This window comes from Egicoccus sp. AB-alg6-2, assembly GCF_041821025.1.
In the GTDB taxonomy this organism is placed as follows: domain Bacteria; phylum Actinomycetota; class Nitriliruptoria; order Nitriliruptorales; family Nitriliruptoraceae; genus Egicoccus.
This window is the reverse complement of the sequence record NZ_JBGUAY010000008.1, coordinates 21,957-35,467: the sequence shown is the minus strand read 5'-3', so window position 1 is coordinate 35,467 and position 13,511 is coordinate 21,957. Positions and strand designations below refer to the sequence as shown.

The window sequence follows — 13,511 nt, the reverse complement described above, 5'->3', positions numbered from 1 at the left end:
CGTCAACGTCGGTGCATGCCGTCGCCACCCGCCGCGACATCACCCGACGAGAAGGACGACACGATGCGTACCACCCGGCCCGACGCGGCCCGAGCCACCGATGGGATCTTCTCGCCCGCCCCCATCCTGTCCGCCCGTGGGGTGACGAAGACGTACCGGACCGGCGCCCAGGAGGTGCACGCGCTGCGGGGTATCGACCTCGACGTGCACCCTGGCGAGCTCGTGATGGTCATGGGCCCCTCCGGCAACGGGAAGACGACGCTGCTCAACTGCCTGTCGGGCCTCGATGACATCGATGCCGGCACCGTGAGCATCGACGGCATCGACCTGTTCGCGATGTCCGACACCGACCGCACCCGCCACCGCGCACGACACATGGGGTTCATCTTCCAAGCGTTCAACCTCATCCCCGTGCTGTCCGCTGCCGAGAACGTCGAGCTGCCCCTGCTCCTCACCGGCGCGTCGACGACGCAGGCCCGCAAGCGGGCGGCCGCCATGCTCGCCCGGGTCGGGCTGGCCGACCGCGGTGACCACCGTCCTGGTGAGCTCTCCGGCGGTGAGCAGCAGCGTGTCACCGTCGCTCGCGCGCTGGTCGCCGAGCCCGCCCTCGTGTGGGCCGACGAGCCGACCGGCGCTCTCGACAGCCACACCGCCGCCGGGGTCGTCGAGCTGCTCCACGAGGTCAACGCGGCCGGGCAGGCGCTGGTGGTCGTCACCCACGACGAGACGCTGGGCAGGACGGGGCAACGCCTCATCCAGGTCCGCGATGGCCGCGTCGTCTTCGACGGCACGCCCGAGGCCAGCGGCACCGTGACCGCGGAGGTGGGCGCATGACCGTCGTCCTCGCCGCCCTGGCTGCGCTGCTGCTGGCGCCGCTCGTGTTCGCTGCCGCGCGCCACCGCACGCTCCTCGCGCTGGCCATCCGCAACATCCGCCGCCGGCGCTCCGAGGCGCTGCTCGTCGTCGGTGGAGCCTTGCTCGGCACCGCGATCATCACCTCGGCGCTGGTCGTCGGCGACGTCCTCGAGCATTCCCTCACCGACGTCGCCCGGACCCAGCACGGCCCCATCGACCTCACCGTCACGGTGCCCGTAGGCACCAACGCTGTAGCGGTCCGCACCGCGATCGACCAGGCCGCCATCCCCGCGGTCGAGGACCTCCTGCCGGCCGTCACCGCCACAGCGACGGTCGCGGCCGAAGACGGGAGCGCGGCCGCGCCGCGGGTCCGTCTCCTCGAGGTCGACCCGGATGCGGCCCGCGGCTTCGGCAGCGAACCGTCCATCACGGGTCTCGCCGACGCGCCTGCGCTCGACAGTCAAACGTTGCTGATCAACGCCGCCGTGGCCGACCGGCTCGACGTCACTGCAGGGGACGCAGTGCGCGTCCACGCCTACGGGACGACGATCGAGCTGACCGTCGCCGACGTCGTGGACGAGGTCGGCCTGGCCGGCTACGGCGGTGCGGTCGTGCTACCTGGCACGATCGCCCGTCTCGCGGTCGACGTCGCCGCCGGCGCCGAGCCGCCGCGTGAGCACCTGCTCGTCTCCCTGGCCGGCGGGATCCTCGACACGAGGGACGCCACCGACGACGCCGCCGCGCAGGTACGTGCCGCCGTCGCGGGGCTGCCGGGCGACCCTGTCGAGGTCACCGCGGAGAAGGCCGCGATCGTCGATGCCGCCCGCCGCGACGGCGCCGCAATCACGGAACTGTTCGCCACCGTTGGCGCGTTCAGCGTCCTCGCCGGGATCCTGCTGCTCGTCAACCTGTTCGTCATGCTCGCCGAGGAACGCCGGTCGGAGCTCGGGATGCTTCGCGCGCTCGGCTTCACGCGTCGGCGGTTGTCGCGCACGTTCGCTCTCGAGGGCGCGCTCTACGCCCTGCCCGCCGCCGTGCTGGGCTCGCTTGCCGGCGTGGGGGTCGGGTGGCTCGTGGCGCTGTCCGCGGGCGGGCTGTTCACGCCGCCGGGACGCAGCCTGGACCTGCCGCTGGTGGTCGAGCCGACGAGCCTCGCACTCGGCGCCCTCGCCGGGCTCGTCATCTCCCTGACCACGGTGTGGCTGACCGGCGTGCGCATCGCCCGGCTCAACGTGATCCGTGCAATCCGCGAGCTGCCCGAGCCGCGGGCGGTCCGGCTACGCCGGTCCACGCTCGTGCTCGGCGGCCTCGGCGTGCTGTTCGGCGGCGCCGCCGGCCTCGCCGGCTACCTGGGTGAGGACCCCGTCGCCCTCCTGCTCGGCGTCCCCGTGGCAGCGTTCTCGGCGGGTCCACTGTTGCGGCGGGCGCTCCCCGAGCGGGCCGCCCGGTTGCTCGTCGCCGGGACCGTCCTCGGTTGGGGACTCGGCGCGATGCCGCTGTTCCCCGACATCATGGGCGGTCTCGACGATGCGGCCTTCGTCACACAGGGCGTCGTCCTCACCGCCGGTGCCGTGGCGATGGCCGTCGCCCTGGACGGCCTGTGGCGCGTGCTCCTCGACCGGCTCGGCGGCGGCCGTCGTGGCCTCGCTGCGCGGCTCGGCATGGCCTACCCGTTGGCGCGCCGGTTCCGTACCGGGATGCTGCTCGCGATGTTCTCCCTCGTCCTGTTCACCGTGACCATCATCTCCGCCGTCACCGCGACGTTCGAGCGCACGATCGACGACATGGTCAGCGACGTCGCCGCCGGCTGGGACGTGCTGCTCGACAGCAGTCCGGCCGACCCGGTGGCGGCCGATGACCTGCTCGTGCGCGCGGATGTCGCGGCCGTCGCCACGCTGACGCGCGGCGCCGCCTCCTTCGAGGCCCCACACCTGCCCGGCGCGCTGCCGGCGACGCTCACCGGCATCGATGACGGACTCCTCGAACGGGGAACACCTGCGCTGTTTCGCCGCGACCCCGCCTACGCCACCGACAGCGAGGCGTTTCGCGCGGTGCTCGACGACCCGACGCTCGCGATCGTTCCCGAGGGGTTCCTCGTCACCACGATGGGCACCGCAGCGCTCGGCGTGGGCGACACCGTCACCGTCATCGGGGCCGACGGGCAGCAGCGCGAGCTGCGGATCGCCGCGCTCGCAGACCTCGACTGGCTCGACAACGGGGCGCTCGTCGGCCGCGACGTGGCCAACGAGGTGCTTGGCGACCGCGGTGTGGACTCCCGCAGCTACCTCGCCGTCGAGGGCGCGGACGCGGAGGCCGTCGCCGCCGCGCTGGACGCGGCGTTCCTCTCCAGCGGCGCCGAGGCGGTGAGCTTCTCGACGCTCGTGACCGCGGCAGTGCGTCAGCAGCTCGGCTTCATGGCGCTCGTGCAGGGCTTCCTCGGGCTGGGGCTCCTCGTCGGCATCTCCGGCCTCGCCGTCGTCATGGTCCGTGCCGTCCGCGAGCGGCGGCAGGCCATCGGCATGCTGCGCGCGATGGGCTTCCCGTCACGGACGGTCCGTGCTGCGCTGCTCGTCGAGGCGGGGATGATCGCCGTGCAAGGCACGGCCATCGGGGTCGTACTCGGACTGCTCACGACACGGCAGCTGATGGCCGGCGCAGAAGCGTTCGGCGACGGGCAGCTCGTCTTCCAGATCCCGTGGGCAGCGCTTCTGGTCATCATCGCCCTGCCTCTGACCGCCGCCCTCGCGGCCACCGCATGGCCAGCGGCCCGCGCCGCCGCGATCGAACCTGCGACGGCACTGCGCACGACCGGGTGACGGCACCACTTCGGGTCCACGTAGCGCTCCGAACGAAGGACGAACGATGCAAGCAGCGGTCATCGACGCGTACGGCTTGGAGTTCAGCATCCGTTGCGTAGGCGTGTCGCGATGTGGCTGCTGGTCAGGCGGCGGCGACCTTGAAAACTTCGTAGAGGTCGGCCGGAATCGGGTTGGCCAGCCGCCACGTGAGGGCGATGGGGCGCTCGCCCTCATGGCGGACGTAGTCGGCTGGCCCGAGCAGCACGTAGGGGCGTGTGGTGCCCCAGGCGTCTTGCTTCGAGGCGCGGACTGCAAGCAGGATGCGCACGCCGTTGCTGCGCTGCTCGACGTAGCGACGGCCGGACGCCGAATCGAGGCGCGTCATGTTCTGCGACTCCCAGTGGAACAGCTCGCGGCTGAGTGCGTAGTCGCGATACAGCGTCGTCGGCGAGTACTCGGCCTCGGTCTTCTGCAACGTGATGAACAGCACCTCGGTCTTCGCCGGCTCGTGCCACCACGGACCGGCCTGGTGGCTATAACGCTCCCCCGGCGTCAGCCGCCCGAAGCCAGCGAGGATCTCGTCACGCGTGAAGCTCGCGTGCAGGCGCAACGGCACGTCGCCGTCAGGCAGCGCGATCGAGGGGCGGCTGATCCGCTCGCGCAGCAGCGGCAGGGTCGCGAGCAGTTCCTCTCGCAGCGCCGGCGCCTCCCAGACGCCCCGCCAGGCCGCGTCGAGTTCGTCCGGCGCGCCGCGCAACGACCATAGGGTCACGAGGAACATCCATGCCCGCCGACGATCCACCTCGGCGGCCAAGACGGGTGGCCGGTCAGCGGACAGCCAGTTGTACAGTCGGTCGATCCGTTCGGCGTCGTCAAGGTGGAGCAGACGCCGCACGCCTTTGCGCAGGACGTCCTCGTCGGGTCCGACCGGGCGATCGTCGAGGTTGGCGCCACGGCGCAGCAGCGCCCATCCCCCGGCCTTCGCGACGTCCTCGAGTTCGACGCCTGTCTCGACGAGGAAGTCGGCCAGCGGTGGGGCCCGACGGACCGGTTCGCGGGCGGCCAGGCTCTGCAGTTCACGGATCAGCGAGCGGCGGTTGGCAAGCACGGCCTGCTTGAGGTTGTCGACGACCCACTCGCGGGACTGGCGGTCGAGCTCGAGGTGGCAGCCCGACGGCAGGTAGGGAAAGCCGTCCTCGGCGGCCTGCGCGAGCTGACGGCGAGGCAACCCGGTCAGCGCCCGCAGCCGCAGGTCGTAGCGGTACTCCCTGCGGTGCTGACCGACGAAGTCGAGCACGGTGCACACCGGCTTGTCGGGATGGCGGCGCAGCCCGCGACCGATCTGCTGCAGGTAGACGGTGACCGACTCGGTCGGGCGCAGCAGCAGGATGGTGTCGACGCTGGGGATGTCGACGCCCTCGTTGAAGACGTCGCGGGTGAAGATAGTGGTGATCTCCCCCGCTTCGAGCGCACGGATGTGGGCCTCGCGTTGGGCCTGGTCGGTGGTCGCGTCGATCGCGACGGCGGGCCAGCCCTGGCGGTTGAACAGTTTGGCCATGTGGTGGGCGTGCTCGACGGTCGCGCAGAACCCGAGGGCGCGCATGCTGGTCGGGTCGGCGACGATGCGCTGCACCTGGCGGACGACCAGGCGGTCGCGGGCGTCGTTGCCGGTGTAGAGCCGGCCGAGGTCGCCGCGGTCGTACTGGCCGGCGGTCCAGCGGACCTGCTGCAGGTCGGCGACGTCGGCGATGCCGAAGTACTGGAACGGGGCGAGCAGTTCGCGGTCGAGCGCGTGCCACAGCCGCATGTCGAAGGCGGTGCGTCCGTCGGTCCAGCGGCGCACGTCGAGGCCGTCGGTGCGCTCCGGCGTCGCGGTCAGGGCGAGCAGCCACCTCGACGTCAGCCGGTCGAGCAGCCGTTCGTAGGTGCGTGCCTCAGCATGGTGGAACTCGTCGACGATGACGATGTCGAAATCGTCGGCTATCACGTCCCGCGACGCCGGCGACGACAGGGTCTGGATGGAGGCAAAGACGTGGCGGCCGTCGGTGGGCCGGTGCCCGCCGACGAGCAGTTCCCCGAACGAGCCGTCGCCGAGTGCCTCCCGGAAGGTGCGGCGGGACTGACGCAGGATCTGCTCGCGGTGGGCAACGAACAGCAGGCTGAGGTCGCGGTTCTCCTGGCGTCGCAGGCGCAGGTAGTCGAGGGCGGCGACGACGGTTTTGCCGGTGCCGGTTGGGGCGACCACGAGGTTACGGCGCGAGCCGTGGACCTCGCGTTCGACGGTCAGCGCGTCGAGGATCTCGTCCTGGTAGGGCCAGGCGCGCAGTTCGAGCCCCGACAGCGCCGACGCCTCGTCGACGCGTCGGGTGACGGCGACGGCTCGCTCGAACCGCTGCCGGTCAAAGGGCTCGTAGTCACCGGATTCCCACTGGGCGTCGAACGCGGTCGCGACCTTGTCGTAGAGCGCCGGCGTGGCGGCGCGTGACAGCCGAACATTCCATTCGCGGCCGTCGACCATGGCGCTGTGGGTGAGGTTGGACGAGCCGACGAAGGCGGTGCTGAAGCCGGTGTCGCGGTGCAAGATCCATGCCTTGGCGTGCAGGCGGGTGACCTGGGTGTCGTAGGACACGCGGATGTCGACACCGAGGTCGCGCAGGCGCCGCAGCGCCTCGGCCTCAGTCGAGCCGGTGTAGGTCGTGGTCAGCAACCGGACCTGCACGCCCCGCGCGATCGCTTCACGCAGTTCATCGACGAGCAGCCGAACCCCATACCAGCGCACAAACGCGACGATCAGGTCGATCCGGTCGGCGCTGGCCAACTCACGCTTGAGCTCGGCGGCCAGCCCGGGCTCGCCGCGCGCATTGACGAGCAGATCGTGCTGGCCGAGAGGCACGCCGGGCGCCGCGCGATGACGGCCGTCCGGCGCGGCGATGGAGCGCAACAGTCGGACGGGCGACTCGATGCCCGCGTCAGGCGCGTCGAGGTGCCGCACGAGCCGATCGACCGCCGCGAGCCGCTGGTCCGGCTCAAGCCCCGCAAGCCTCTGCGTGATGACCGTGGCTACGTGGTGCGCGAGCCGGTACGACTGCTCCGCGTCATCGAGTTGCGCCGTCTCCGCCGAGGCGTCCGGAAGCGAAGCGATTGCCGCAGCCAGGCGCCGATCGAGCACCGCGTCGTACCGCCCCGGCGGCAACCCCTGGCTTTCCATGCTCGGGGACCGTAGTTGACGCGCACCCGGATGGTGCTCCGAGCACGGCTGCGCCTCTAGATCACGGCGACCACCCGATCGCCAACTCGGGCGATAGACGCTCCCCCGAGTCGAGATGAACCAGATAGTCGACCTTCCAGTCGTCCGCGTACTCCTGCCCCAAGTGATATTCGGCGGCCGCCTCAGGGCTCGGGTGTAGCGATAAGTACTTGCGGCTCGGTCCCGAGCGGCCGGACTCGACAAGAAGGTACGGATCCGGTGCTCGGTGATGAAGCAGCGCGTCCGCATCATTCACAACCTCGAGGGCCTCCCAGTGCCCCGTCACCTCCGAGCGGAGAAGTGCCCGTCGCCCAGTCATCCGTCGTACCTCAATGTCGGCGAAAGGCCGATTATCACACCACGTAGTGACAGCCGCTGTGGCCGGCGACTCGCCCCATTGGAACCGGAAGCCGAGACGTCAGGATGGGCGGGTCCGGCCCGCTGCGGGCGCTTCCGCGGTAGCGCCCGCAGCGGGATTGCAACGTGGGTCTCGCACTGTGGCGTATTCACGAATGGTCCTCGCGCTCGTCGATTCGCCACGGACCCGGCTGCCTGAGGAGGCGGAGGGGAGAGAAGTGCAAGTGAGCGGTGAGCACAGTCTCACCCCACGCAGGCATGGCGACGCCCGGGATCAATGCGACACGCTCCAGCGATCGGCGGCTGACGCGGACACTCCGTGTGTCGAGTAGATGCGTGAACTTCGACCGGTGGCCGTACCCGTGCCGCCCGAACTTGCCTCGGGGTATGGCGTAGTAGAGGTCACGGCCGTTGATGCCGGGCACCTGGTCGGCTGCGCCGCCTCGCGGATGCAATTGCATGAGGCGGCTCGCCGACGCGACCTTCTTGACCTCCAGGAATGGCGCGAGGCGCAAAAGTTCGAGGGCCGAGCCGCCGCTGACGAAGACTTCGCCGTAGGTCTTGCCGTTGTCCTTGTTGAGCTTCTCGATGCGAGAGTGGACGATGCTGAGACGAGTCAGCAGAATCTGAAGGTCATCGAGGAGACCTGACGAGGCGACGCAGATTGCCCACCGCGGCGAGTACCCCACCTGCGTCGAGTACCCGTCAAGCCCGAGCCCCTGGATGAACGCCAGCACGCTCGAGCGGGGAGCCGCCAGCACAGCTCTTGGAATGCGCTTCTTGTAGGCAGTGCGACCGGCACCGACGAAATCCAGCCATTCGATGAACCGCTTCGAGGCGAGCCTCGTCGACCCACAGCGGCCATAGCCGATCTGGATGAACGGCTCGGTCCCGAACTTCTCGCGGATCAGTCGGGCGGTGAGTTCGCGCACGCCGCTGTCGGCATTTGTGATGCTAACCGTCCAGTTGCTGGCGACGCTCGAGCCCTCAGCGACGTACATGCCCAGCAGCAGGGCAAGGTCGTCATCCAGCCGATCGGGGATCTGAATCGACTTCTGGCGACCGTATGCAGGCGAGGGGGCGAAGCCGTCCAGTCTGGGCGCCTCGGTCGGCCAAAGCCAGCCGCCGTACCGGACGGCCACGTAGCCCCCCGGCTCAAGGGCGTCGAGGGAGGTCCATCGGGGGCCCGCATCGTCAGCGACGAGGATCTCGGCGGCGGTCAACCCACTGAGACGGTGGCCCGAGCGGAGTCTGATCTCACCGTCGCCGCCGTGGACCACACCGCGGGCGCAGATGCCGCTCTGGCCGAGCAGCTCGTCGAGGCGAACATCCATCGCAACAGCATGCCGCCGCGCTGTGACATCGAGTCAGGCGGCGGCATGCTGGTTGTGGATCACTTCTCGCGACGGATGCCCTTGAACGGGTTGGAATCGGCCTTGTTGTTCATGAACTGACCGGTCGTGGCATTGCGCTTTGTGTAGGTGCCAGTCGCCGGATTCTCGAACTGCGTGCGGTTCTTCACCGCGCCGATGCGACCGCCACCTTTGGGGCCATTCTTCGCCATGCTGATCACCTCCTTCGTTGCGACGGCGTGAGGGCCGCCCTCTTGGGCGGCCCTCACGGTGTTCATCGGTTCTTCCTGGTCAGCTCAGCTGCAGCCGCTGGTGGTGCCGCAGCTCTCGCAGACGTGGCAGGCGCCGGCGCGCTTCATCTTGATGCCGCACTCGAAGCACATCGGGGCGTCGTGGTCGACGGGGACGCTGCCTCCGTCGAACTTCGGCAGTTCCTTCGCTGCGGCGACCGCCTCGGCCGTCGGGGCCTTCGGCACTGCCGGCTCCTCGTGGCCGTTGCCTTCGTCGAGCATCGCGGTGCGCTCTTCGATGGTGAAGATGCCCAGCTGCTCACGCTTGTCGTAGGGGAGGTACTCGATCGCGATCTTGCGGGCCAGGTAGTCCACGATCGACGTGGAGAACCGGATCTCCGGGTCGTCGGTCATACCGGCCGGCTCGAAGCGCATGTTCATGAACTTGCTGACGTAGCTCTCGAGCGGCACGCCGTACTGCAAGCCGATCGAGACGCTGATCGCGAAGGCGTCCAGCAGACCCGACAGCGTGGAGCCCTGCTTGCCGAGCTTGACGAAGATCTCGCCCAGCCCGTCACCGGGGTATTCGCCGGCGGTGATGTAGCCCTTGGCGTCGCCGACCTTGAACGAGATCGTCTGCGACGGACGGGTCTTGGGCAGCTTGCGCCGCATCGGCACGTGGCTGACCTCGACCGCCTCCGCGGAAGCGGCAGACGAGACCTTGGCGTCCGACTTCTTCGACACGCTCAGCGGCTGCGCCACCTTGCAGTTGTCGCGGTAGATCGCAATCGCCTTGATGCCCATCTTCCAGGCGTCGTAGTGCAACTGCTCGACGTCCTCGACCGTGGCCTCCTCGGGAAGGTTGCAGGTCTTGCTGATCGCGCCCGAGATGAACGGTTGTGCCGCGGCCATCATGCGCACGTGACCCATGTAGTGGATGGCGTCATCACCCATGGCGCACTGGAACACCTTGGTGTGCTCCTCGCGCAGCGTCGGCGCGCCGTGGATGGTCTTGTTCTCGTCGATGTAGGCGACGACCGCCTCGACCTGCTCCTCGGTGTAGCCGAGGTGGCGTAGTGCCTGCGGGACCGTCTGGTTCACGATCGAGATCGAGCCGCCACCGACCAGCTTCTTCATCTTCACCAGGCCGAGGTCTGGCTCGATGCCGGTCGTGTCGCAGTCCATCATCAGGCCGATGGTGCCGGTGGGGGCCAGCACCGACGCCTGCGCGTTGCGGAAACCGTGCTTCTCGCCGAGCTCGAGCGCGTCGTCCCACGACTGCCGGGCGGCGTTGAGCAGGTCCTTCGGCACCGGGCGGGGGTCGATGTCCTCGACCGCGTCACGGTGCTTGCCGATGACCCGCAGCATCGGCTTCTCGTTCTTCTTGTAGCCGGCGAACGGGCCGGTCACCCGGGCGATCTCGGCCGAGGTCCGGTAGGCGTGACCGGTCATCAGCGCGGTCAGGGCGCCACACCACGCACGACCCTCGTCGGAGTCGTAGGGCAGCCCGATCGACATCAGCAGGCCACCGAGGTTGGCGTAGCCCAGGCCCAGCTGCCGGTACGCGATCGCGTTCTCGCCGATCGCCTCGGTCGGGTAGCTGCTGAACCCGACGATGATCTCCTGCGCGGTGAAGATCACCTCGACGGCGCGCTTGTAGGCGTCCACGTCGAACCGGCCGGCCTCGTAGTCGTAGAACTTCTTGAGGTTGAGCGAGGCCAGGTTGCACGCCGAGTTGTCGAGGTGCATGTACTCGCTGCACGGGTTGGAGCCGTTGATGCGGCCCGACTCGGGCGTGGTGTGCCAGTCGTTGATGGTCGAGTCGTACTGCAGGCCCGGGTCGGCGCACTCCCACGACGCCTGCGACAGCTGGCGCATCACGTCACGGGCGGACTTGGTCTCGAGCACCTCGCCGGTGGTGACCGCGCGCAACGCGTAGTCGCGGTCCTCCTCGTAGGCCTTCATGAACTCGTCGGTGACCCGCACCGAGTTGTTGGCGTTCTGGTACTGGATCGAGGCGTAGTCCTCGCCGTCGAGGTCCATGTCGAAGCCGGCCTCGCGCAGGACGCGGACCTTCTTCTCCTCGCGCGCCTTGGTCCAGATGAACTCCTCGATGTCGGGGTGGTCGACGTTGAGGATGACCATCTTCGCCGCACGGCGGGTCTTGCCGCCCGACTTGATCGTGCCGGCCGACGCGTCGGCGCCGCGCATGAACGACACGGGACCGGACGCCTCGCCGCCGCCCTTGAGGATCTCCTTGGACGAGCGGATCGACGACAGGTTGATGCCCGCGCCCGAGCCGCCCTTGAAGATCGTGCCCTCCTCGACGTACCAGTTGAGGATGGAGCTCATCGTGTCCTCGACCGAGAGGATGAAGCATGCCGAGCACTGCGGCTTGTCCTCGGCGCCGACGTTGAACCACACCGGCGAGTTGAACGCGGCCTTCTGGTTGACCAGCAGGTGCTTGAGCTCGGCGACGAACACCTCGGCCGACTCCTCGTCGGCGAAGTAGCCACCCTGGGTCCCCCAGCCGCCGATGGTGTCGGCGACGCGGTCGATCATGTGCTTGACGGAGCGTTCGCGCTGGGGCGTGCCGAGCGTGCCGCGGAAGTACTTCTGCGCCACGATGACGGTCGACATCATCGACCACGACGACGGGAACTCCACCCCGCGCTGTTCGAACGACACCGTCTGGTCGCGCCAGTTGGTCAGCACCGCGTCCCGCAACTCCCACTCGAGCTCGTCGTAGGGGTGCACGCCGGCTCGGGTGAAGAAGCGCTCGAATTTGAGGCCGGCCTTGCGACCGTTCTTGACCACACGCAGGGACTTGCCCGGGGCATCGGTGGTGAGGTTGATCTCGTCCGCGGTGGTCTCCGCCATCAGGCGCGCTCCTTGTTTTTCCCGCCCCCAGCTTCCCCGAGGGTACGACGTCGTGGTCTGTCCGCCGGCCTTGCCCGCGTGTCGTGTCGATGGAACTACACGCGTGTGACCAGGACTCCCACTGTTGCGTCCGAGGTGACCGTACGCAAGCAACCGGTCCGAGGTCTCGAACCCGCGATACACAACCACTAGTGGCAAAGACCGGCTGGGGACCACAACATGTGGTGTTCCCACAGCAAGTGCGCGGTGCAGTCCCAAGGTTTCACACAACCGGGACCCGGGTTGTCCACAGCCCCGTCCACCGCTTGCCGTCGTTGCACAGCGCGCAGGACGCGCGGGGTGTCGGTGAGGCCGGACGAGGCGGGCGCGACGCGCTAGCGGAGCCTGAAGCGCGCCGTGATTCGCGCCCCGCCCTCACTCGGTTCGGCGCCGCCAACTGACCAGCAGGCCGTCCCCGATGGGCGCCACCGACAGCTCGACCACGCTGTCGTCGGCGGTGCCGTCGACCAGCTCGAGCGCCGGGATGCGGTCGAAGTGCGCGGCCGTCCCCGACTCGAGCGCATCGCAGAACACCCCGAAGAGGTGCCGACCGGCCGTGCGGGGGTACAGCGTCAGCACGGTGCGGCCGACGATCCGGCTGGCGTCGGTGTCGTCGGCGGCCAACGCCGCCCGGTTGACGAAGATGACCTCGAAGTCGCGCACGGTCCCGTCGGGGTCACGCAACGGGGTCAGCAGGAACAGCGGCACGATCACGGCATCGAGGGCCGCCTTGAACCACCGCGTGCGCATCACCTCGACCGCGACGTGGGGCAGTTCCTCGTCGTCGAGCACGAGCAGGCGCAGGAACGGCGCCACGGTCTGACGGGCGATCTCGACCAGGCGCCGCTGGTCCGCCTCGTCGAAGCGGCGTCGCGCCCGCCACGACATGCCGATGACGCCGACGGTGCGACCACCGGCCTGCAACGGCACGCTGGCCTGTGCCTCGTAGACCCGCGGGATCTGTCGGGTCGCCGGGTAGCGCTCGCTCCGGGCGTCGAAGTCGTCCAGCAACACCGGGGTGTGCGAGCGCGCAGCCGCCACCAGCGGGATGTCGAGAGACGGTGGGATCCGCTGCCAGGCCGACATCGTCTGCCGGTCGTAGCCGGTGCCGGCGACGAGGCGGAGCGCACCGTCCGGCTCGATGGCCGCCAGCAGGACGGCGTCGGGGGCGAGGTCGCCCGCCGCTTCGTGCGCGAGGATCTGCGCCAACTCCTCGAGGTCGTGCGCAGCCTCGAGCGCGACACCCGCCAGGCGACGGTCGGCGCGTCGGGCCGGGCCGTCGTCGTCGCTGCCGGCCGTGCCGAACAGGGCGCCGAGGTCGAAGTCGGCGTCGGCGGCGACCGGCTCGGTGGCGGTGACGGTGGCGCCGACCACGGCGGCGGCGACCCGCACCAGCTTCTGTTGGCTCTGCTGGGAATGGCGGACCAGGCGCTCGAACGCCTGGTCCGGCGAGCAGCCCGTACGGGCCATCAGCACGCCCTTGGCCTGCTCGATCACCGCCCGGTGCCGCAGGGAGGTCCGCAGACCCTCGTTGTCGGCCCGCAATCGTGAGATGGCGGCCTCGAGCATGCCGCGGTCGCCGCCGTCGCCGTCCGCTCGGACAAGGTTTTCGGCACTCCCCTGAGCCGCGCCGCCGCCGCGCACGGTCGTCTCGGGTCGCACCGACCTGTCCGTCATCGCGCCCGAGCCTCGGTCCAGTGGCGCCGCCGCGCGCCTTGCGGCGCGGAATATGCCCCTCGGATCCCGGTCGGTC

At 69.5% G+C, this 13,511-nt stretch carries 7 protein-coding genes; 2 read left to right on the top strand and 5 right to left on the bottom strand.

Translation table 11 applies throughout. The annotated features are described in order from the left end of the window. The first annotated feature begins 63 nt into the window (after positions 1–63). Positions 64–834: an ABC transporter ATP-binding protein gene (locus ACERMF_RS15065; RefSeq protein WP_373669943.1), complete on the top strand. Its 771-nt coding sequence runs from the start codon at positions 64–66 to the stop codon at positions 832–834. Then, positions 831–3,671, top strand: a complete 2,841-nt coding sequence (locus ACERMF_RS15060) for an FtsX-like permease family protein (protein ID WP_373669942.1) — start codon at positions 831–833, stop codon at positions 3,669–3,671. The genes ACERMF_RS15065 and ACERMF_RS15060 overlap by 4 nt, the downstream gene beginning before the upstream one ends. A 124-nt stretch (positions 3,672–3,795) precedes the next feature. Here ACERMF_RS15060 and ACERMF_RS15055 read toward each other — a convergent pair whose 3' ends face one another. The 5 genes from ACERMF_RS15055 to ACERMF_RS15035 all read right to left on the bottom strand — a co-directional run bounded on the left by ACERMF_RS15055 (position 3,796) and on the right by ACERMF_RS15035 (position 13,327). After that, positions 3,796–6,861, bottom strand: coding sequence for a DUF3427 domain-containing protein (locus ACERMF_RS15055; RefSeq protein ID WP_373669941.1), 3,066 nt, complete (start codon positions 6,859–6,861; stop codon positions 3,796–3,798). Positions 6,862–7,406: 545 nt separating this feature from the next. Next, positions 7,407–8,591 carry a hypothetical protein gene (locus ACERMF_RS15050; protein ID WP_373669940.1) on the bottom strand — a complete coding sequence of 395 codons (1,185 nt, stop codon included), beginning with the start codon at positions 8,589–8,591 and terminating at the stop codon, positions 7,407–7,409. Between the two features lie 59 nt (positions 8,592–8,650). Further along, positions 8,651–8,887, bottom strand: a complete 237-nt coding sequence (locus ACERMF_RS15045) for a hypothetical protein (RefSeq protein WP_373670076.1) — start codon at positions 8,885–8,887, stop codon at positions 8,651–8,653. Between the two features lie 18 nt (positions 8,888–8,905). Continuing rightward, positions 8,906–11,719, bottom strand: coding sequence for a vitamin B12-dependent ribonucleotide reductase (locus tag ACERMF_RS15040; RefSeq protein WP_373669939.1), 2,814 nt, complete (start codon positions 11,717–11,719; stop codon positions 8,906–8,908). 414 nt (positions 11,720–12,133) lie between these two features. Then, positions 12,134–13,327, bottom strand: coding sequence for an ANTAR domain-containing protein (locus ACERMF_RS15035; protein WP_373669938.1), 1,194 nt, complete (start codon positions 13,325–13,327; stop codon positions 12,134–12,136). Between the last annotated feature and the right edge of the window lie 184 nt (positions 13,328–13,511).